The organism is Nocardia uniformis NBRC 13702 (assembly GCF_001613345.1).
In the GTDB taxonomy this organism is placed as follows: domain Bacteria; phylum Actinomycetota; class Actinomycetes; order Mycobacteriales; family Mycobacteriaceae; genus Nocardia; species Nocardia uniformis.
Window position 1 is genome coordinate 23,679 of record NZ_BDCE01000077.1, and the last position, 21,881, is coordinate 45,559.

A 21,881-nucleotide genomic window follows, 5' to 3' on the forward strand; every position below is an offset into this window, starting at 1 on the left:
GGTACGGTTTCCTGGATAGCCTCGGAGCCCCGCTACACGACTGCGATCCAAGGAGAATTCGCATGCGAATCCTGTTTCCGGTGTGTGCCCTGGTCGCTGTCGCTGCCGTGGTGGGCAGCGGTTGCGCCTCCTCCGAGTCCGGTCGCGTCAGCGAACTGACGCTATCCGTCACCACACCGGAGGATCCGGATGTCGCACGCACAGTGACATTGCGCTGCTCACCCGACATCGGCGGCGATCATCCGGCCGCGTCGCAGGCCTGTGCCGAATTGACCGCTGTCGACGGCGAATTCGATGAACTCGACGTCGACCCCGGGGCGATTTGCACGCAGCACTACGACCCGGTCGGCTATACCGTCGCGGGTAACTGGCGTGGCCGGGCAGTCACCTACACCGAGACTTTCCCGAACGACTGCCACGGCAAGGCAGCCACGGGCAGCGTCTTCGACTTCTGATTTCCCGCGCGTCCCGGTGCCGGTCAGGACCGTCCCGCCGGTGAGGTCGGCTCCTGCTGCCAGCATTCGATCCCGGACGGGTCCGCGATGGCGGGGCTGTGGACATACACCGGATCCTGCCCGGCGCGGCGCTGCCGCTGGTAGTCCTCCAGCAGCCGGAACGCTATGGCGCCCAGGGGAATAATGGCGGCGAGGTTGACCGCTGCCATGACGCCCATGAAGACGTCGGCGAGGTTCCACACCAAGCTCACCGAACCCAGTGCTCCACCGAAGACGGCCAGCAGCACCAGGATTCGATAGGACTGCAGGACCGAACGTCTGGTGGTGAGGAATTCGATATTGGATTCGCCGTAGTAGTAGTTGCCGATCAGTGAGCTGAACGCCAGCAGCGCCACGATCACCGTCAACGCATGTCCGGACCAGGAACCCAGGGTGTCCACGAGGGCGCTCTGCGTGAGGTCCGCGCCGCGCCGTTCGGACAGGTCCGGGTGCGTGGTGAGGATGATGAAGGCGGTGATCGAGCAGATCAGCAGGGTGTCGAAGAAGACGCCCAGTGACTGGACGAGGCCCTGCTTCACCGGGTGACTCACCTGCGCGGAGGCGCCCGCGTTGGGTGCCGAACCCAGACCCGCCTCATTGGAGAACATGCCGCGCCGGACACCGTTCTGAATCGCGGCGCCGACCGCACCACCGGCGACCTCGCGGAATCCGAACGCGCCTCCGACGATATCGGCGAGCACCCGGGGTACGTCACCGATGTTCAACACCACCACCGCGATTCCGAGCACGATGTAGGCGATCGCCATGACCGGCACCAGTACCTCGGTTACCCGCGCGATGCGACGGACCCCGCCGTAGATGACCAGCCCCAGCAGCACCACCAGGACGAGCCCCAGCAACAGCTCGAACGAAGAATCCTCGACCTCCAGGGACCTTCTGCCGGTGGCGGCGATGGTGTTGGACTGCACGGCGTTGAAGACGAAGCCGAAGGTCAGGGTGATGACCACCGCGAATACCGCGCCCATCCACCGCCGCCGCAGCCCGCGCTCCATGTAGTACGCGGGCCCGCCGCGATACGTGCCCGGCTCGCGATCGCGCACCTTGTACAGCTGCGCCAGCGTCGATTCCACGAATGCCGACGCCGCACCCACGATCGCCATGAGCCACATCCAGAACACCGCGCCGGGCCCGCCGAGGGTGATCGCCGTGGCCACCCCCGCGATATTCCCGGTCCCCACCCGCGCGGCCGCGGAAATGGTGAACGCCCCGAATGCCGACACCGGGCGGCTGCCGTCCGGCGCCGGTTTCGTCCGCTCGGTGATGGCCCGGAACATCTCCGGCAACAGTCGCAGCTGCATGAGTCGGCCACGCCAGGTGAAGTACAGCCCGGCCCCGATCACAATGGGAATCAGCAGCCAGGTCCAGAACACGTCATTGATCTCGACGATCAGGGAATCGAGGGCGTCCACCGGTGCAGGCTATCCGCTGGCGAATCCCGCCGTCCGCATCTGCGCCCCGGCCAGTCGCGTGGTTGCCCTGCCGATTCCGGCCGACACCGGCGGAGTGTGGTGGCGAGGCTGTCGCGGTTCACACGGGATCGGCAATCGGCGGCACCTGTCGCCATCGGAAGGGTCCGGACGTCACCGAAAATCGATAGCGGTCACGGACCGGCCGCTGTTACGGTTGCCGCCGCGCCGATCCGGCGTGTCCGAAGTCGTCCGCTGGAGGGATATTTATGACCCGGCCTGCGCCGAGAGCGCCTCGTGGTGTGGCCTCGGCACGAAATATCGCTGCCCCCACCACATCTGGTCGGTAGTCACCAGCGTCATCGAGGCGCGCTCGGCCTGCTCCCGCTGTCTGCACATAGCTCTCGGCTAAGGAGTGATCCGGGTTGTCCGACAACACCGATATTCAAAACAATTCCAGTCCCGCACTACGGACCGGCACCTTTGCCTGCATGCGCTGCGGTCTGACTGTGGCATTGCTCGGGCCCGACGGCGAACGACGCAACCACTGTCCCAGCTGTCTGCATTCGCGGCACACCGTCGACCATGTCGATGGTGGCGTCTCGGAATGTCAGGGGCGCATGGCTCCCCTGTCGATCGCGGTCTCGCGCACCGGCGAATGGGGCGTTGTGCACCGTTGCACGCGCTGCCATGAGCTGGCACTGCATTCGGTCTGTGGCGACGACAATCAGCTGATTCTCATGCGGCTGGCCGTACGTCCGCTCGCCGAACCACCGTTCCCCCTCGAAGTATTCGGCGATCTGTAGGAGCTGGACATGCCGCGAAGGAACACCGCGATATCCGGCCGTCGACAACGTGGGAAGTCCGTATTGCACGGGCCCGGTGGCGAATCCGGCGGTTCGTTCCGGTGTGTGGGTTGTCGGCTCGATGTGCCGATCTCCGCACCGGGTACCGCGCACCGCAACCACTGCCCGCACTGCCTGACCAGTCGTCATGTGGATCGGATTCCCGGAGACCGGGCCGCATCCTGCCGTGGGCGGATGCGGGCGGTCAGTATGACGGTGCGCGATAACGGCGAATGGTCGGTGGTGCATCAGTGCGTAGCGTGCGGCGCACTGAAGATGAATCGCATTGCCGGGGACGACAATGCGTTGGCGCTGATGCGGATCGCGGTGCGCCCGTTGGCCGATCCTCGAATGGGTCGGAGGGCACTGCGGTCATTGTGAAGGAGCCGGGACGCCGCGCCCATCGGGCCGGTGTCCCGGACTTCGCCTGGATCGCCTACGAACGCCGCGCCACCCTCGGCGACCTGCGCAACTCCCTCTCGCGATGACACGACCATAAGCAAGAACCGTAGTCCCTTGTGACGCAACGTATGTCGAACAAGTGGCAGCGGCTCCCGCTCCGCGATGCGCTCAGCTCAGGCCGGGGATGAAACCTGGGTACACATAATGCGTGCCGCCGGAGATATTTCCGTAGCCGGTGATATTCGGGAAGTTGAACGGCAACGCCTTCAGCTGGTGCGGGTTACCGTCCTGGTCGGCCTGGAAGCACTCCATGGTCTTGCCGTGGAAGCTGGTGCAGACCACGCGGGTGCTGTTGCCGAAGGGCGAGCTGAGGCGGCTGCGCATATCGAAAGGATTCCAGAAGTTGGGATCGTCCGCGGTGAGGAATGTGACCTCCGACACCTGGATCGGGCTGTTCGGCTGCTGCACCGGCCATTCGTCGGCGGCGGCGACGCCGGTCCCGATGATGGCGGCGGTACCGGTCGCGGCGGCGATGGCGGCGATTCGGGTCGCGGCGCGGGTGATCGTCTTCATTGGCGTTCCATCCTTCGGTTACTCGATTGATGTGCAGCGTCGAAAAGTTCATCGGCCGTAGCAAAATAAACGGTACAGGTGATGTGGCTCACGTCAGGCCGCCGGTGATGCACCTGGGCGGCCGAGCATATGCACTATCGCTCATCGAAAGTTTCTCGAGTATGTCAATTGTGGCCATCTATTCACAGGTGATGTGCTGACCGCGACGAGGCGGTCAGCGGTTCCGCATGCCCGGTCGTCATGCGATTCGGACACATGAAAGGAGCCGTTCGTGGCTTCGCTGGTCGGTAAACGCTGGGGGCACTGCGCCCGCGATAATGTGCGGCGGTCGGCCATTGTGGCGATTGCCATGGCAGCGGCGAGCGCGTTATTGCCGGTGGGGGCCGCGGGGGCGGATGAGTCGGTCCCGGTCACGGTCGCGACCGATCGCCAGGAACAGGTGCTCGATGTTCGCGACGGTGTCATGGTGTCCCGGGTCAGCTATTCGCTTCCGCTGCCCGCGGGCGCACCGGAGCATCCGGCGGAGTGCGACCGCACCGGATATCTGCGCTACCGCCCCGTTGGGGGCCCGGAGCATTCCAGTGCTGCCGACAATGTGATCGTGCAGCAGCCGGGCGCTATCGGTGGTGCGGTCAACTCCGATAGTGTCGCCGCCAATACCGTCGCCGCCGCGCGAGCATTGGGCCAGAATGTCGAATTCTGGGCGCTGGCACGGCGTAGCGCCTGCCTCGATGAAACGGCGGGCTTCGACTACGCGTTGCGCACCGGCAACTATCTCGACGCGGTCGACTACTACTTCAATGGCAAGCCGATCGACGGTCAGGTCTTCCCGGGGTTCAAGGAGTCCCAGGATCTGGCGGTACTCGATGTCATGGGCATGGAACGGGTCATTCGCGACCAGTACGAGATGATGCTGTTCGAGATTCCGAATCAGGCTGTGCGCCAGCAGAAGTACGTGTGCACGGGCATCTCGCTGGGTGGTCTGGTCACCGGATTCTTCGCGGACTGGGATTTCGACGGCAATCCGGCGACCACCAATGACGCGGGCTACCAGCAGTGCGCCGCCTTCGCCGCACAGGACACGATGATCACATCGGATCCGGTCGCGATTCAGAACACGCCTCTCCTGCACGACATTACGAATGCGATCGTCGGACCGACCAATGATGTAGTCAAGGCGGTCGCGAATGTCGGTGTGCTGCCGCGCGCTCTGGTCTCGGTGCCGATGATCGGGTCCCGCTCGTTCATGATCTACCGATTGGCCGGGCTCGCGGCGCATTTGGAGCCGGATGCGGAGAGCCGACTCCTCTCGCATCTGCCGCGCGACTTCGATCTCGACACCACGCTGAATTTCATGTTCTCCGGATCGCTCCCGTCCTTCGCCACCAACGGCGCGGACGGCTCCGGCAGTATTCGCGATTTCCGCTTCACCAATGCGGCATTGCTCGGTGTATTCATCGACAACAACTCCGGCAACTTCGCACTGTTCCAGCAGGGCGTCGGGGCACTCGACGGCGGACCGGTGGCGGAGAAGACCTTCCCGACACCGGGTTCGGTCACCCAGATTCCGCTACTGGGCGGATTCCTGCGGGTCAGCGCGGGCTCGCAGCAGCGGGTTCGGCCGACCGATCGCAACGCGCTCTACACCTGGCGGAACTACGACAATGTCCGGGGTGTGCCCTACACCGCGCCGAACCACGAGGTTTCCGATATCCGGGATGCGGCACGACAACTCGGCACGGGGGCACCGTACGCGTACTGGGAGACCTACTTTCCGGCCCGATTGTTCATCGATATCGGGGCGGGTTACGGCGGCGCGCGCAGCGGCGATCTGACCAATCTGCGGTACGCGAATATGGCGCGCACCAAGCCGAACTACATCTCCTATGCCGGTGACGGTTTCGTGCAGCAGGGCGTCGGCATTGTCGTGCCACCGCCGCCGACCGCTCAGGTGGTGACGTTGCCCGGATACAGCCATGTCGACACCATCGGCGCGGCCCGGTCCCAGAGCGACGGCAAACCGGACGCCAGCGCGCAAACCCTGGCCGAATTCGTCAAGAGCCTGCGATGACAGCGGCATCCGCGGGTACACACATCGGGAAGTCGGGAGCAATGGCACTCATCAGGTGGATCAGGTTGTCGCTGTCCATGGGAATTCCCCTGGCCGTTACGGCGATAGTGGTGCTCGCCGGACTCTCCGTCCCGGAATCGTCTGCCGTACCGGCGCTTTCGGTGGGAGCGGATCGAGATGTGGTCAGCCCGATCACCGGCGATCCCTCCCTCGGTGACGATATCGAGGCAACATACGTGCGGTTGCACTACCCGAGCCCGTACTCCACCATGGCGCATCCGGAGGCCTGCGATTGGATTTCGTTCGTGCGATACCGGTCCAAGAACGGACCGGTGAAGTCCGCCGACGCCGATGCCGTTCTCACCATGCAGCCCGGCACCTTCTCCGGCGCGGCGAACCTGAATCCACAAGCACCGCAGGTTGTTCGAAAAGCCGCCGCAACCGGTAAATACGTCGAGTACATCTCGCTGGACCGCCGGGCCAACTGCGCGGAGGACCGCACCGGATGGGAAGCCGCCCACCAGGCGGACGACTACCGCGTCGCGGCGAACTACTACTTCAATGGCGCGGCCATCGACGGCAAGTCCTACCGCTATCAGACCCCGCAGGATCTCGACTATCTCGGCGAATACGGCCTGGCGCTGACCATGGACGACTGGCGGGTGGCCATCGAATACCTGCTCCCCGCTGCCGGTGACCGCCACAAGAGTTTCTGCGGCGGCCATTCGCTGGGCGCGTTCCTCGTCGGCCCCATGCTGGCCTGGGATTTCGATCAGAACGCCACCACCACCGACGACGCCGGTTACAGCCTGTGCGGCGGCGGCAGCGTGCCCTTGGACGGCTTCGCCATGACCGACCCGGTGGGCTTCTCGGGTGCTCCCCCGCTGGATATGTTCCTGTCCGCCGTGGGTGGTGTCGTCAAGAACGGTGTCGATCTGCTGCTGAAGAACGGTCTGAGCGTGGCGCAGCTGCCGGTCCTCGCCGCCAGCGAGATCATGAACGCCTATCAGCTGGCCGCCATGGCCGCGGACCAAAAGCCGGATGCCGAAAGCGATCTCGCGTCTCTGGTGCCACGGGATCTGCGCACCGAATCGTGGATGCGACTGTTCTACGGCAAGGACTATCTCGACCTGTTCACCGGCAACAACCTGCCACGTGATTTCCGGCTCACCAATACCGCTGCGCTCGGCATGCTGTTCGACCAGAACTCGGCGGAGTACGTCCTCCAGGCCGGGCTCGGCTTCTACGACTGCGCGACGGTCGGCAAGACCTATCCGGTCCCCAATGGACTCGCCTCGGTGCCGGTTCTCGGACCGACCCTTTTCATCATTCCGCTGCGAGTCGGGTACGGCCAGAACTACACCCCGGTCGATCACAACCAGCTGTGCGGCTGGAAGAACTACGATCAGGTCCCCGAGTCCACCATCGACGGTATCGATCCGGTGCGCGGCAATCCGACCGACCTCGACCACGAGGTCAGCGATATCCGCGAGTTCGCGCACGCGATGAATCCGGGCTGGCAGCCCACCGACTTCTTCGAGGAGTACACCCCGCTGCGCCTCATTACCGACATGATCTTCGCCCTCGGTCTCGGCCGCGATGGGGAACTGAGGCAACTACAGAACCGCAGCGGCGGCGTACTCAACTTCCTGCTGCACGGTGACCGCTGGCAGAGCACCCCCGCCGGTAACCGCAACCTCACTCTGCTCGCGGGTGATTCGCCGCTGCAGAACGCGGGGTACGCCGGGCTGCTCCCCGCCAACGTCAAAATCATCCCCGGCTACCGCCACTACGACGTGGTCACCGCCGCGGAGCGGCAGAACAATGGAATGCCGGAAATGGCAAGCACTCTCATCGCCAACTTCCTGACCCGACCCTGAACCGGAGGAACCGCGGAGATATCGCGCTCGCCGGTCGCGACCGGCGAGACCTCACTCAGGGACCTGGCCGATCGCCGACAGCGGGGAATTCGAGGTCGGTCCAAGTGGCGGTTCGGGTGAAGCCGAGTCGCTCATAGATGGCCTGTGCGGGATTGGTGTCGGTGACCGAGAGGCCCAGTGCTGTCAGACCCGCTCCGCTGGCGCGGGCGATCACACACCGCAGCAGGAGTGCGCCCAGTCCGGCATAACCGGGTGCGGGATGCCGGAAAACTTCTGAAATCCAGGGTCCTGCCAGTGGTGGCTCGCCCTCGGAGTCCTGAACGAGTACCGCCGCGACTGCGCTGTGGCCGTCCCAAGCGACGGTGCTGCACGCGTGCAGCGGACCCATGAGCGTCCCGTCGTACAACCCCGCGAGGGCCTCTATCGCGTCGTCATGGTGGTCGGGGTGGTGCGGTGGGTAAGCGGCCGATAGTGCCTCGCGCAAAGCGGCGGGCCGAACTCGGACGGCCGGAAGGGCGCGAAGGCCGCGCGGCAATTCCGGCTGGGGCTCGGGTGGGGGCAGGAGCAGCGTGTAGGTGTGAAAGGTGCGCAGGCGCCTCGCCCCCGCGTCCACGAGAACTGTCCCGAAGGAGCCTTCGGCGGTTGCGCCCCAACCCGCAAGGGACCGGACGATAGCGGAGGCCGCGGTGCCGGACGCGGGCCCTGACGCGGAGAACAGTTCGTCCGCCCACGGCTTGCCGTCGCGCTCGTCTCGTTCGAAGTATGCCAGCGGGGCTCCACTTGTATCGAGGACAGCCCCGCTCGGTTCCTCGCTCACACCCATGGCGATCCCTTCCGTGCCAGAACTGTCCGAAATACCGCAGGCCATACTGCCACCCACCGCATCACGCCTCCTCCGCCCATGGATCTCCGTAGGCGGTATAGAGCAGCGACCCAGTTGTGTTCGGTCCAACGGTGGGATGTCTCTAAACGGCTTCTTAACAATCAATTGCGGCAGGAGGTCTTCACGGCGAAACAATTCCTCATCTGCCGCCGAGCGACCGAACCAGCGTGAATTTGAACCGAGGGTATTTCGCAATGGCTCATCAGCGCTGGACAGTCGATCACCAGGTGAACCGGTAGCCATCGAAGCGGATTCGTTGACGCCCGATACCGCAACCCATTGCGTCCCGCTCGAATTCGCCGCCGCGAGCACGTAATCGGTCGCACACCAAGGTCATTCGACCACTGTGGGCGTGTTCTCATCATTCAGCGGATGCCTGCCGACACCCACCCCGAGTATCTCTGTTACGTTTGCTAACCGAAGTAATCCCATTTGCGTCGGAAAGCGATAACGCATGCAGATCAAGCAATTCATGGTGACGACGGCGCTCACGGGTATTCCCGAGGGCACCGATCACTGTGTTGCCCTACGCCATTTCGGCCGGGTTTCACAGTGTGCGGGAGACGCCCCCATGGGAGCCGGTATCGGGGGCACGACCGGTTTCATCGAGAGCCTCCTCGGCTGATCGGCACATCGATGGTTCCCAGCGCGGAAGGATTCCACATCAAGTACACCGCCCTTCGAATTACCCGAGTCGTCGCGACCCTCGCGTTCGTGGTCAGCGCTGCGGCCACGGCCTCGGCCCAGGAGCCTGCCGGGCTGGCTCTGGCGCCGGTACCGAACACGGTGCTCGCCTCCGACGACTTCAACCGTGCGGAACTGGGGCCGAACTGGGTCACCGTCGGCGGCGGCGATCTATACCTGAACAACGGTCAGATCAGCGGCGTCGGCACACCGTCGGTTCCGCTCTCCTTCGCCTACTGGGCCGAACCGTCACCGAGCGCCACGCAGGAGGTCAGCGCGAACGTTCGCTGGTCGGGACAGAACCCGGCACATTCGGCCGCGGCGGTCGTGCTTCGAGCGAACCCGTCCCGCATCCCCGCGGCCGGCGCGAGCGGCGTCCAGTTCTGGTTCGTCGACAACCTCATGGGAATCATGTACGAGGACCCGGACGTTCCACTGAAGTTCCGTCCGGCGCTGGGCACCGAGAGTTACGTCCCGACCGCCAAGTTCCCGGAGAACGCTCAGATCACGCTGCGCGCCGTCGGCACGACGTACACCGCCTACGTCAACGGCACCCAGGTTCTGCAAGGAACCGTGCCAGAATCGGTCGTACCTCTCTCACAGCGCACCATGGGCGTGCAGATCCAGGACGACAGCATGGTCGCCGACGGTGGTGAGCCGCCGGCGGACTTCGACGACTGGGTCGCGCGGTACGCCGCCTGAACCTCACGATCGCAGTCCCGTTCTGGAGTCGAACACCTTCCGTGACAACTGCTTTCACCCGGGCTGTGCAGCGCGTCCGCCGCCCGGACGACCGGGAACAAACCTGATCCGATCTGTGCAGACGGCCCATGACTGGGTATCCGAGCGGGTGTGCGCAGAAACGCGATAGCCGCCTCAGCCGCACCACTGGCACTGCTGCTGCCATCCTGCGATTTCGTCGGCGAGGGGGGACACGCTCCCGCAGTCCACCCAACCGGCCCCCAGCACCCCGACCACACCTCGGGCGACCATCACTTCGCCCACACCATTGCTACCCAGCACGACCGGGCTCGGCTGGCGCGTCCCGGTGCGCGGCGCACTCACCGATTGTCTTGCCAGCGGGACGTCAGGAGTCCGGTTATCACAGGTTCCTGAACCCGGATCAGCCCCGGCCCAACCGCGCCCTGATACTGGGTCCCGGCTTGTCCGGACGCCGGAAAGGCTTCCGTAGCAGCCCGATCAGCACCGCGATACCGCCGATACCGAACAGCAGCCCGAGGATCAGGCAGAAACCGCCCATGAAGACGGCGGTGAAGAGGTTGCCACCCCAGGCCGCGCCACGCTCGTAGGCCTGATCCTCGCGGCTGGGGGAATTCCAGCTGTCCGGATTGCCGACGACGAGCTCCGCCGCGACCCGACTGCCCGGTGTGCAGGAGTGGACGTGCACATAGATGTCCTTCCGGACCGGCCCGCCGTTCTCGGGAGTGAATTCTCCCCGGCAGATACCTCCGGAGGTCCGCCTGGTGGCACGCTTTCTCTCGGTGACGGTGACGGTTCCCGCGCCATCACCGCGCCCGGCCCAGGACGCGGTCAGCGCACGGACGCTGTGCCCGGACAGATCCACGAGTGCGTGGAGGAAGAAGTAGGAGACGGCCACACAAACCAACGTCAGGGTCAGCGCGACGACCCGTTCAGTGCGGGTGTGCGTGGTCTTGCGGCGCGGTGTCCACGAAGCTCTCTCCGGCACGAATCGGTCCCCCTCGACTGGCGTTGTGCGCCTGACGCTTTCGCCGCAGGTACCAGCACACGACGTTCCGCTACGCCCCGAGCACAGCTACGGGTGGTCTTCGGACCTGCTGTTCAACGCTGTTCCAGCGGCGCGTGTGCGACGCGAAACCCTGAGCGTAACCGGCCCGAATTCGGTTGCTGGACAACACTGATGCCTCGGTCGTCCTCGCGGAGATCGACGGACGGCAAGCGTTCCTTCGGTCGCATGGCGGCCGAGCGACGCTCGCGGGAGTGCCCGACAGCCGACAACCTGTCGCACAGGCATCAAATCGTGTGCTCACCGGGTGTCCGGAGCAACCATGCCTGCAACGTCACGTACAGCAGGGCCGCGCCGGCGGGTACCGCGAACGCCGCGCCGGTGAGCTTCTCGATTCGCTCGAGACGGTGCAGAACTGTATTGCGGTGCAGGTGCAGACGCTTCCCGACGGCTGCGGTCGAGCCCCGGAACTCGAACCACGCCAGCGCGGTTCGGACGAGGGCGTCGGTGTCATCGGGATGGAGTCCGTCGAATGCGGTGATCGTGTCGGCGAGGACGTCGGCAGCGAGCTCGGGTTGGGCCGCGATCAGCGCGCGCAGCTGCGCGTCGACCACCGAAGCCGCGTCCAATCCCATGCGAGCGGTGCCGATTTGATGGTGGCCGCTGACCACCGTCGCACGGGCGTGGTCGCGCAGCTGTTCGCGGCTACGGAGTCCCGGGCCCGGGATCGCCTCGACGTCGATCCACTCGTACAGCGCCTCCTGCGCGGCGATCTCGCGGAGCAGCTCCAGATTGTCGACCAGTGTTTCCAGGTCGCGCGGGTCGGAGAACACCCGCGGGTCGTAGCGCGGAGCGTCGGTGGGATCAGCTGAGCGCAAACGCATCTCGCCACGGCTGTAGGGGTGCAGAAGTTGCGCGACCAGCGGATACACCCACGACAGGAACAGGGGCTGAATGTCCGGCGCGATGAGGCCCGGCCGGGTGGTGGCGAACAGCTGCGCTTCCAGGCCCTGGGCGGCCCATGCGGGCGTCGGCTGTCCTGCGTCGACAAGCCGGCGAGCCAGCACCGCTCCGAGGAACCGGCGCCAACAATGATGTAGTCGTGCGTCACAGCACCCTTTCAGTCGTTCGGGTTTGCCCCGATCGGCGCCCTGTGCGAGCACCGCGACGAAGACTGGCTCCCGCGACTCAAAAGGAACTGAAAGATCTCAGAATTCGCAGTTCAGGTGCTTGCCCGCTGAGCCGGGTCGGTACCGGGACCCGCAGCCCGCGGCCCGCGGCCCGCGGCCCGCGGCCCGCGGCCCGCGGACACAGCCCATACGGATTCCCGGCGGATCCGACGTGAATCGAGCTCTCGTTCGAACCGACCGCAGCAGAGCCGGACTATCCGCATCTCATCGAAAACGAGAGCGTGCACCTGCGAGCCGCACAGATGTTGCGGCATGCACGCTGATCTACGGCGACGACTCCATGGCCCTACCCATCGCCGGACGCAGCCGAAAGCTCCGCGCCCGAGATTGGACCGCCTTCGCCGCCGAGATCGGATTGCCTGAGCGAGCCGCCATGTCGGCCCGCGAACTCGCCCTCAATGCCGCCGCATCAGTCGCGTTCACCGAACTACCGTTCCATGATTCACCGCTCCGTATGGTTGAACGCGAACTGCGGCGGCGCCGAATGGAACTCGCTCAATAGGTTGTCCGGTCGCCGACGACCTGCTCTGGCACGGACTGCTCGGCCGCGTCCAGGCACACACCTGCCCTTGCGATGTGGAGGCTGGAGCGAGCCGCCAGGCCTCGGACCGCGTCATCGAGGCCCATTCCACTTAGGTTAGGCTCACTTGAAACTAGGTATCAGAAAGGTGGGCCCCTGCATGCGAGTAGTCACGTTCGGCTTCCAGACCTGGGGGCGCAGGACACTGCAGGCTCTCATCGATTCCCGTCACGAGGTCGTCCTCGCGGTCACCCATCCCGCCAGCGCATCCTCGTACAAGGCGATCTGGAACGATTCGGTGGAGGAACTGGCGCGCGAACGCGGCATTCCGGTGCATCTGACCGAGCGCGCCGACGCGGAGACCATCGATCTGGTCAAGCGGGCCGAGCCCGACATCATCGTGGTGAACAGCTGGTACACCTGGATGCCCGCCGAGCTGTACGCGATGCCCCCGCACGGCACGGTGAATCTGCACGATTCGCTGCTGCCCAAGTTCACCGGGTTCTCACCGGTGTTGTGGGCGCTGATCAGCGGTGAGACCGAAACCGGTCTGACGGTTCACCGGATGGACGACAGTCTGGACACCGGCGACATTCTCGTGCAGAAGTCACTCCCGATCGGACCCACCGCCACCGGCACCGAACTGGTGCTCGCCGGGATGGACCTCATTCCCGAGGCAGTGGACGAGGCCTTGACCGCCATCGAGAACGGGACGGCGGTCTGGCGGCCGCAGGACCGGACCGAGCGCACCTACTTCCACAAGCGCGCCGATATCGACAGCCGCATCGACTGGACGTGGTCGGCCGTCGATCTGGAACGGTTCGTCCGCGCGCTGTCGGCCCCCTACCCGCCCGCCTACAGCTACTACCGCGGCCAGCGAGTCGAGATCCTCGCCAGCCGCATCTCCGACTACCGATTCGGCGGCACCCCCGGCCGCGTGGTCGTGGTCGACGGCCAGGCCGCGGTCGTCTGCGGTCGCGACAGCTTCCGAGGCGGTAACCACGCCCTGGTGGTCACCGCCCTCCGCGACGCCGAAGGCCGCGAGCACGATCCCGCCGAATTCTTTTCCCGGGGTGGATACCTCACCGATTCGGAATAGCCGCCGCACGCGGGTTTCGAATCCCGTTGGTCGCCCGCCCCCGCCGATCTGGGATTCGGTGGGGGCGTATCGCGTTCCGGCCCAGCCGGTTACGCCACCGCGGGCAGCAGTCCGGCGGTCACGAAACCCGTCACATAGCGGTCCAGCACCGCGGTATCGATTGCCGGGCAGGTCAATCCGGCCGCGACCAGCACCGGACGGGTCCGCGCATCGGTGACCAGCAGATCGGCGGCCCCACCGAGGAAGTTCTCCGCCAACAGTGCCGACCGCAGCAGGTCGGCGTGCCCGGACACCAGGCCGCCGACCCGGTCGGCGAGCAGATCCGCGGCCCGTGCGGTATCGACCATGTCGATCCGGTACCCCTTGGCGCGCACCACATCCACTATGTCGGTGACCTTGGTCGGCGCCGAGTTGACCAGATGATAGGTCTGTCCGTGCGCCGACCGGGTGGTGGCGAGCGTGACGATGGCGCGAGCGATGTAATCCGCCGGCGCCAGCGTGACCTGGGCGTCACCGAGATCGGGACACACTCCCAGATGGGCGGCGGTACGGATGAGGGTCCAGAACGAATCGTCCTCCGGGATCACCCCGCTGGAGGTGGCGCCCGACACCAGACCCGGCCGGTGCACCACCACCGGCAGTCCACGTTCCCCCGCGGCCCGAACCAGTTGTTCGGCAACCCATTTGCTGGCCAGATAACCGTGCTGTGGCACCTGCTCCGCCCCGATCACGCTGACCTCGGTGACCGCGGTGGCGCTGTCGTGACCGGTGCCGACGGCCGCGGACACGGTGGAGACGAAATGCACCACCGAGACGCAGTGTTGAGCCGCCAGCCGCAGCACCTCCACGGTGCCCGCGACATTGGCTGCCCGCAGCGCCTCGTACGGTTCCAGGTGATTGACCCGGGCCCCGTTGTGCACGATCGTGTCCACCGTCGCGGCGAGCTCGTCGAACATCGATTCGGTCAGTCCCAGCCGAGGTTCGGCAAGATCGCCCAGCACCGGAACCACCCGGTCCAGTCCGTGCCCCGGCAGCTCGTAACGGGCCAGTGTCGCCGCTAACCGCGCCCGTCCGGCCTCCGCGTCAGCGGCCCGGACCAGGCAGTACACCGTTGCCGAGGTCCGCTCCAGCAGTTCGGCCAACAGGTGGGCGCCGACGAATCCGGTTGCGCCGGTGAGCAGAACGGTATCGAGAGCCGGGCCGCGACGATCGGTACCGCCGGGGACCGTGATCGCCGGATCGAGTACGCAGTCGGCGCTCAGCTGCTGAACCCACCGTTCCGGGGTCTGCTCGGCGGTCGCGTCCAGTGCGGCCACCAGGGCGCGCGGTGTGGGATTGTCGAACAGCAGCCGCGGCTCCACGTCCAGGCCCAGCTGGGCCCGCAGTTCCCCGCGCACCGTGAAAACCAGCAGCGACGTACCGCCGAGATCGAAGAAGTTCTCGTCCACGGCGACCGCGGGACGGTCCAGCACGGCGGCGAACACCCGCGCTATCGCCTGCTCACGCGCTGTGGCACGGGCGGGCGGTAGCGCATGGTCCGGCGTCGCGGTGACGGGCGCGCGCAACCGTTGCCGGGCAATGGAATCGGTGGTCACCTCGGCGATCGGAACGCTCGGATCGGCCACCAGAGCACGCAGCAGCCGCACGTACTCGTCGGCGAACGCGCCGACGGTGCCTCGGTCGAACAGGTCCGTGGCGTACCGGAAGATCGCCGTGTATCCCGGTTGTTCCGGAATCTCCCGCAGCGTGAGGGCCAAATCGAAATGGGTGGTGCCCGGCTCGATGTCGAGCACGGTGGCTCGCACCTCGCCGAACGCCGCCGATACTGTTGCCGCGGGCAGGTTCTCGTACGAGAACACGGTCTGGAACAGCGGATTGCGGGTGTCGTCGCGGCGCGGATTGACCGCCTCGACAATGTGATCGAACGGCACGTCGGCGTGGTCCAGCGCCGCCAGCGTCGCCGTGCGGGCACGCGCCAGTACGGCGTCGAACGGTTCGGCAGGATCGATCGTGGCACGCACCGGCAAGGTATTGACGAACATGCCGATCAGTGGTTCGACCGCGGGATGGGTTCGTCCGGCGGTCGCGGTGCCGATAACTACGTCCTGCTCGGTGCTCGCCTGATGCAACAACACCAGATAGACCGCGCACGTCACCATGTACGGTGTGACGCCGTACCGCCGGGCCACCTCGGCCACACCCTTCGCGGTGGTCGGGTCGATTGTGAAATCGAGTGCGGCGCCGCGGGTTCCGTCGGTTCCCGGGATCCGAATCCGGTCGACCGGCAGCGCGAGCCGGTCCGGTGCGTCGGCCAGCGTGCGGGTCCAGTACGCCAGTTGCCGGGCGGACAGCGATCGAGGGTCACGACGGTCGCCGAGCCGGTGCTGCTGCCACGCCGTGTAATCGGCGTACTGCACCCGCAGCGGCTCCCAGTCGGGTGCGAGTCCGCGACTGCGGGCCGCGTATGCCGTGGTCAGATCCGTCACCAGTGGCCCCAGCGACCAACCGTCGGTGGCGATGTGATGAACCACCAGCATCAGCACGTGTTCGTCGGCACCGAGCCGGAACAGGCGCACCCGGAACGGTAGTTGCCGGGTGAGATCGAACGGCTGCGCCGCGAACGCGCGCAGTTCGGGTTCGATGTCACGGTCCGCGGGCGGGATCACTGCATCGGGTACAGCGTGGTCGGAGCGCACTTCGACGGGCGCGAGGCCGTCGAGCAGGGCCTCGTCAGGTGAATGGATGCGAAGCCGGGGTTCGGTCCCGCTGCCGGGGTGGTCGCCACTCGGGTACGTGGTGCGCAGCACCTCGTGCCGATCGATCAGGTCGCCAACCGCGGCGGCGAGGGCCTCGGTGCGCAACGGCCCGCTCAGCCGCACCGCGATCGGCAGGTGATAGGCGGGCGACTCCGGATACAGCTGGTTGAGCAGCCACATGCGCAGCTGCGCGGGAGCGGGCGCCAACCGTTCCGGGCGTGTTCCGGCGACCGGTCCGGTGTCCCCGCCGCCCTGGTCGAGTCGGCGGGACAGCTCACCGACGGTGGGCGCGTCGAATACGGTCCGCACGGTGACGCCCAGGCGGGCGGCGACCCGGGTGGCCGATAGCGAGGTCCCGCCGAGTGCGAAGAAGTCGTCGGCCGTCCCGATCTGCGCGGTATCGGCGCGGTCGGTGCCGAGCACCGCGCGGAATGCGTCCGCCACCGCCTGTTCGGCGGCCGTGGCGGGGGCGATGTACGAATCGCGACCGAAGGTCGGTGCGGGCAGTCGGCGGGTGTCGAGTTTGCCGTTCGCGGTGCGCGGCAGTTCCGGCACCGGCAGGTAGGCACTGGGCCGCAGGTATTTCGGGAGGGTCGCCGCGATCCGATCCCGAACAGCGTCGAGGTCGAGACGGTGTTCATAGGCTGCGACCAGGTAGGCGACCAAATGGGTGCCGCGGCTGTCCTGGTGTGCGGTGACCGCGGCGGCGGCGATTTCCGGCAGTGCGGTGAGCGCGGTTTCGATTTCCCCGGGTTCGATGCGATGCCCGCGCACCTTGATCTGAAAGTCGCTGCGGCCGTGGTAGATCAGTTCGGGCTGGGCATCGAGGGTGATGGTGACGAGGTCGCCGGTGCGATACAGCCTTCCGCCCGGCGGGCCGAACGGGTCGGCGACGAAGCGGGCCGAGGTCAGCGCGGTCTTCCGGTGGTAGCCGCGGGCCAGTGCCGGTCCGCCCAGGTACAGCTCGCCGGTGACACCGGGCGGTACCGGCCGCAACCGGTGATCGAGGACCAGGGCGTGGAATCCGCGCAGTGGTGCGCCGATGGTGACCGGTCGGCCGGGCACCAGTTCGGCGATGGTGCCGATATCGGTGGCTTCGGTGGGCCCGTATCCGTTGCGCATCAACCGGTTCGGTGCCCACGCGTCGACCAGGTCGGCGCGGATCGCTTCGCCGCCCACGCCGAGCACGCGGAGTCCGGGCACGTCGGCGGGGTCGAGGGTGGCCAGGACGGCGGGTGTGATGATGGCGTTGGTGATGTTCTCGCGGCGGATCAGCGCACTCAGGTCGGGCCCGGCGACCTGGTATTTGCCCGCGACGACCAGGGTTCCGGCCCCGGCGATACCGCACAGGATCTCACCGACCGCCATATCGAAACCCGGTGAGGCGTGGTGCAGTACGCGCGGTGTGCGGCCACGGCCCGGGGTGAGCTGGTACCGGTCGCGGCGTTCGGCGGCCAGATTCGCCAGCCCGCCATGGGTGACCAGCACACCTTTCGGGGCTCCGGTGGATCCGGAGGTGTAGATCAGGTAGGCGGGGTGGGTGCTGCGAGGGGTGGCCGGTCGCTCCGGCGCGGTGATCGGCGTGGAATCGTATTCGCTGGTGGCCGTGGGCGAATCGATGATCAGCCAGTGAATCTCGTCCGGGAGGCCGGGGCGCAGCGCGGCGGTGGTGACACCCACCGGCGCGCCGCAATCGGAGAGAATGTGGGCGATCCGCTCCGGCGGATAGCCCGGGTCGATCGGAACGAATCCGGAACCGGTGCGGGTGATCGCCCAGATCGCCGCGACCGAGGCGTCGGATCGTTCCAGCACCATGGCGACCAGCACTTCCGGTCCCGCGCCGACGGCGAGCAGAGCTCGCGCGAGCCGGTTGGTGTGGGCATCGAATTCCCGGTAGGTCCAGCGGGTGTCGCCGAAGACGACGGCGGTGGCGTCCGAATCGACGGCGACCGCATCCTCGATCAGCTCGGCGAGGGTGGCGGGAGTGGTGGGCGTGGGCCCTCGCCACGGCACCAGGGTGCCGGTTTCGGCGGCCGTCAGTACCGGTAGTGCCGCGACCTCGGTGCTCGGGTCGGCGGTGCCGAAGGCGGTGAGGAATTCGGTGAATCGGCCCAGGTGCGCGGAGGCTTCAGCGGCGGAGTACCGGTTCCGGTTCAATTCCAATTCGATACGCAGTCGCCCCGCGCCGGGGTACACATTCAGCGCCAGATCCGCGACGGGCCCGGTGCACAGCAGGTGCAGGGTGCCCTGGGCCGCGCCGAGTTCGATACCGGTGCGGAAGTTCATAATGTTCACCGCCGGTCCGAATCCGGTTGCGGTGCTGGTGAATCCGGCGTCCCGAAGCATGTCGGCGCCACGGTATCGCTGATGCCGCAACGCCCCGCCGAGTTCCCGGCGGGCCGCGTCGATGACCGCGGCGATGGTGCCGGTCCCTGGTGCGCGCACCGGTACCACGTTGGCGATCATGCCCGCGCTGCGGCGCATGGCGGCGGTGGTGCGCGCGGTCATCGGCAGGCTCAGCGTCACCTCGTCGGTGCCGCTCATGCGGGCCAGGTAGGCGGCGAAGGCGGCGACCACGACGGGAGCGTTACCACCGCTACCGGAGCGTTCGTTCAGGGCCGCGACGAGATCCGGTGCCAGATCGGTGCCCAGGATCAGCGGCAGCGGGTCGGGGTCCCCGGTGCGGGTGGCGAGGGTGGCAGGTTCGGGTAGGTCGACGAGTCGGTCGGCCCAGTATGCACGGTCGGTGTGATACCGCATGGAGTTCTCGTAGTCGGCTTGTGCGACGGAAAGCACTGTCGCGGAGTCGATCTCACTGGAGCCGGTCTTTTCCGTGCCATTCGCGGCCGGGGCCGGGTCGCGGCCGTCCAGACGCGCGACGTAATGCTCGGCGGCCCGCTGTTGCAACCGCGTCGCGCCGTAGCCGTCCAGGGCCAGGTGATGGGCGCGGGTGTACAACAGGTGCCGGTCGGCGCCCAGTCGCAGGATCGCCGAGCTGATCGGCGGCATGGTGAGCGGGTCGAATTGACCGGCCTGATCGGTTCGCATCCAGGTGAGGGCGGCCGAGTGCGGCTCGGGGTCGGCGCTCAGGTCGATCAGGGCGGCGCTGTCGGCGAGCCCGGTGTCGACGACCTGGCCGATAACCCCGTCCCGGTCCACGAATCGGCGATAGGCACCGAGATCACGGGCGGCGCGGCGGCACGCTTCGACGTAGACATCGGGATCGAAGGGACCGCGCAGGTCGAGATATTGCGCGACAGCCAGCGGGATCGGCGCCAGCAACTGCTGCGCGAGCCACATCTCCTGCTGGGCCGGACTCAACGGCAGCTCGGGCACCGTCGGATCGGTAGAACTCATGGCGCCTCGATATCTCGACATCAACTGAACGAGATGTAAGGCTAGCCTATCCTCTGAGATTGATGCCGAGCGGTCACGACCAGCCCGAACCCGCAGGTCGTGCCGCCCCACACGCCAGGGCAACCTACTCCGCACCGGCGGACACGAAGGCCGCCGCAGCGGCCGATGCCCGTCGACCCCTGCGGTGGGCCCCGCGTGTCGCGCAGTGACACGCGATCAAGCGGAGAACGGGCAACCACCGGCCTCCGCCGACGGAGCGAACGATTCCAAGCCCATGTCCTGGTACTTCATCACCAATTGCTCGTATCGCCAGCGGTTGTAGGCCAGCGGCGAATACTGCAGCCGCCTCGGCAGGTACCGATATACCAGCGGCAGCAGCGCACCCATGACCCGGAATTCCACGCCGTGCAACCGTGTCCATGCCACTGGCGCCAATGCGCGGACACCGGGATGCATGATCCCGAACGAGCAGACGAACACGATATGGCCGATGATCGGCCCCGCGATCCACCACACCGGGTGCGCGAGCACCGGAATGAAATTCGGCGTCGGCGGCTTCAGCACACTCTCGACCGCATTATCGAGCGTCTTGGTCGGACGGAGCGTGCTGCGCACCATCTCCTCGTAGTAGGCGCTGGCTTCGCGGTAGGTGGCCGGAAGTTTCGCTCGCCCAGACAATTCCAGCCCCGACAGGGCATCGGTGAAGAACTCCCAGAAGAACTGATCGTCGGCCGCGCTCAACTTCTCGCCGGTGATCGGCGTGTACGCGTTGCGCATCATGAAGAAGGTGCTGTACAGAATCCAGTTCCACGACTCCGGTTGCAGCGCGCTGTATCGAACACCGTTGTAGCCCACACCCTTCACGTCACGATGCAGGTGCTTGAGCCGCTCGAACTCCGCACTCCGCTCGGGATCCTCGCTCCAGAACGCGAGCTGATCGGCCGCCGCGGTGCGAAAGGCCCGCTCGAACGGGGTGTATCGGATGCGACCGGTGGATTCCACACCCGCGCTCACAGCCGGCAACACCGTCTGGTCGAACAGTGCCGCGCCGAACAGCCCCTTCAGCACACTGGCGTTGTACCAGCGGAACCTGTCGAAGGCTTCTCGCCGTGCGGGCGAGAGCCCCGCTCCGGTGATCGGATCACTGACAATCCGGTCGGGATTGCCGCTCAGCATCGAGTCCGCGGTCATCGCACTACCTCACCGTTGAGTGCAGGAATCGACCCCTGCGTGATAGGACAGAACTCAAGAGTACGTCCCATAGGACAATTACGGAACCTTTGTCCTACTTCGGCACGACTCGCCCGCTCGGAAGCGCTATCCTCATCTCATGGCTGTCCAGGTCGATGCACCCCGAGCGAACAGCGCGCCGCCCGCTGCGGTCGATGCCACCGCGGACCGCATCCTCGACGCCGCGCTCACCGTGTTCGGCAGCACGGGTATCCGGGGTACCTCGATGGAGGATGTGGCCCGCGCGGCAAAGCTCGCCCGATCCGGGGTCTACCGCTACTTCCGCACCAAGAACGACCTCATCGAAGCGGCCGTCATGCGGGAACTACAGCGTTATCTCTACGAGTTCGACGAGGCCACCGCAGAACTACACGAGCCGTCGGATATCGCGGTAGAGGGCTTCGTGTTCACCGTCCGATTCGCCGACAGCAGCCCGATCCTCGGTAAGCTGCTCCGCACCGACTCCGACCTGATCCCCTATCTGACAATCCAGGGCGGCTCGCTGATCGCGGTGGCACGTGCCTTCCTCGTCGACCGAATCCAGTCCGAAGCACAATGGTCGGGCGACTGGGAAACCCCGCAAGAAGTAGCGGAAACCGCAGTGCGCCTGGCGATGTCGTTCGTCACCAATCGCGACAGCTGCGTCGACCTCGGCGACGACACTGCCGTCCGCGGCTACGCGACCCGCGTCATCGCCCCGCTCGCCACGCTGTTCACCGTCGGGCCCGCTTCGCCACCGTGATC

Annotated in this window: 17 protein-coding genes; 10 read left to right on the plus strand and 7 right to left on the minus strand. The window is 66.3% G+C overall.

Annotation, left to right across the window (positions count from 1 at the left end; all coding sequences use genetic code 11):
- Positions 1–62 precede the first annotated feature (62 nt).
- Entirely contained in the window at positions 63–455 is a 393-nt protein-coding gene (locus NU1_RS29510; protein WP_067526645.1) for a subtilase-type protease inhibitor, read from the plus strand.
- Between the two features lie 23 nt (positions 456–478).
- On the opposite strand, the gene NU1_RS29515 is transcribed toward NU1_RS29510, so the two are convergent.
- The gene (locus NU1_RS29515) at positions 479–1,924 is read right to left on the minus strand and encodes an alanine/glycine:cation symporter family protein (protein WP_067526647.1); all 1,446 of its coding nucleotides are present in this window, start codon (positions 1,922–1,924) and stop codon (positions 479–481) included.
- 422 nt (positions 1,925–2,346) lie between these two features.
- Between NU1_RS29515 and NU1_RS29520 the strand changes: the two genes are divergently transcribed.
- Both NU1_RS29520 and NU1_RS29525 read left to right on the plus strand, forming a co-directional pair.
- On the plus strand, positions 2,347–2,727 hold the full coding sequence (locus NU1_RS29520; RefSeq protein WP_067526649.1) for an RNHCP domain-containing protein: 381 nt from the start codon (positions 2,347–2,349) through the stop codon (positions 2,725–2,727).
- A 9-nt stretch (positions 2,728–2,736) separates the two neighbouring features.
- Positions 2,737–3,147, plus strand: coding sequence for an RNHCP domain-containing protein (locus NU1_RS29525; protein WP_067526651.1), 411 nt, complete (start codon positions 2,737–2,739; stop codon positions 3,145–3,147).
- Positions 3,148–3,336: 189 nt separating this feature from the next.
- On the opposite strand, the gene NU1_RS29530 is transcribed toward NU1_RS29525, so the two are convergent.
- The gene (locus tag NU1_RS29530; protein ID WP_067526653.1) at positions 3,337–3,741 is read right to left on the minus strand and encodes a hypothetical protein; all 405 of its coding nucleotides are present in this window, start codon (positions 3,739–3,741) and stop codon (positions 3,337–3,339) included.
- A 271-nt stretch (positions 3,742–4,012) separates the two neighbouring features.
- Between NU1_RS29530 and NU1_RS29535 the strand changes: the two genes are divergently transcribed.
- Both NU1_RS29535 and NU1_RS29540 read left to right on the plus strand, forming a co-directional pair.
- The gene (locus NU1_RS29535; protein ID WP_067526655.1) at positions 4,013–5,812 is read left to right on the plus strand and encodes a hypothetical protein; all 1,800 of its coding nucleotides are present in this window, start codon (positions 4,013–4,015) and stop codon (positions 5,810–5,812) included.
- A 41-nt stretch (positions 5,813–5,853) separates the two neighbouring features.
- Positions 5,854–7,692: a hypothetical protein gene (locus NU1_RS29540; protein ID WP_067526657.1), complete on the plus strand. Its 1,839-nt coding sequence runs from the start codon at positions 5,854–5,856 to the stop codon at positions 7,690–7,692.
- Positions 7,693–7,747: 55 nt separating this feature from the next.
- Here the strand turns inward: NU1_RS29540 and NU1_RS29545 are convergent, their stop codons facing one another.
- Entirely contained in the window at positions 7,748–8,509 is a 762-nt protein-coding gene (locus tag NU1_RS29545; RefSeq protein ID WP_157553216.1) for a GNAT family N-acetyltransferase, read from the minus strand.
- A gap of 520 nt (positions 8,510–9,029) precedes the next feature.
- On the opposite strand from NU1_RS29545, the gene NU1_RS41890 reads away from it, so the two are divergent.
- Entirely contained in the window at positions 9,030–9,200 is a 171-nt protein-coding gene (locus NU1_RS41890) for a hypothetical protein (RefSeq protein ID WP_157553218.1), read from the plus strand.
- 11 nt (positions 9,201–9,211) lie between these two features.
- The gene (locus NU1_RS29550; protein WP_157553220.1) at positions 9,212–9,961 is read left to right on the plus strand and encodes a hypothetical protein; all 750 of its coding nucleotides are present in this window, start codon (positions 9,212–9,214) and stop codon (positions 9,959–9,961) included.
- A 421-nt stretch (positions 9,962–10,382) separates the two neighbouring features.
- Here the strand turns inward: NU1_RS29550 and NU1_RS29555 are convergent, their stop codons facing one another.
- Both NU1_RS29555 and NU1_RS29560 read right to left on the minus strand, forming a co-directional pair.
- Positions 10,383–10,967 (minus strand): hypothetical protein, encoded by a 585-nt coding sequence (locus NU1_RS29555; RefSeq protein ID WP_067526661.1) that lies wholly within the window; start codon positions 10,965–10,967, stop codon positions 10,383–10,385.
- A gap of 305 nt (positions 10,968–11,272) precedes the next feature.
- Complete coding sequence (locus tag NU1_RS29560; RefSeq protein ID WP_067526663.1) at positions 11,273–12,052, minus strand: GMC oxidoreductase; 780 nt, start codon at positions 12,050–12,052, stop codon at positions 11,273–11,275.
- Between the two features lie 403 nt (positions 12,053–12,455).
- Here NU1_RS29560 and NU1_RS29565 point away from each other — a divergent pair, with 403 nt between their 5' ends.
- Together NU1_RS29565 and NU1_RS29570 are read left to right on the plus strand one after the other, a co-directional pair.
- Entirely contained in the window at positions 12,456–12,677 is a 222-nt protein-coding gene (locus tag NU1_RS29565; protein ID WP_067526665.1) for a hypothetical protein, read from the plus strand.
- Between the two features lie 178 nt (positions 12,678–12,855).
- On the plus strand, positions 12,856–13,794 hold the full coding sequence (locus NU1_RS29570) for a methionyl-tRNA formyltransferase (RefSeq protein ID WP_067526667.1): 939 nt from the start codon (positions 12,856–12,858) through the stop codon (positions 13,792–13,794).
- 89 nt (positions 13,795–13,883) lie between these two features.
- Here the strand turns inward: NU1_RS29570 and NU1_RS29575 are convergent, their stop codons facing one another.
- Positions 13,884–19,907, minus strand: a complete 6,024-nt coding sequence (locus NU1_RS29575) for a non-ribosomal peptide synthetase (protein ID WP_067526669.1) — start codon at positions 19,905–19,907, stop codon at positions 13,884–13,886.
- 216 nt (positions 19,908–20,123) lie between these two features.
- Positions 20,124–21,098 (minus strand): oxygenase MpaB family protein, encoded by a 975-nt coding sequence (locus NU1_RS29580; protein WP_084521918.1) that lies wholly within the window; start codon positions 21,096–21,098, stop codon positions 20,124–20,126.
- 139 nt (positions 21,099–21,237) lie between these two features.
- Between NU1_RS29580 and NU1_RS29585 the strand changes: the two genes are divergently transcribed.
- Positions 21,238–21,879 (plus strand): TetR/AcrR family transcriptional regulator, encoded by a 642-nt coding sequence (locus NU1_RS29585; RefSeq protein ID WP_067526671.1) that lies wholly within the window; start codon positions 21,238–21,240, stop codon positions 21,877–21,879.
- Positions 21,880–21,881 lie beyond the last annotated feature (2 nt).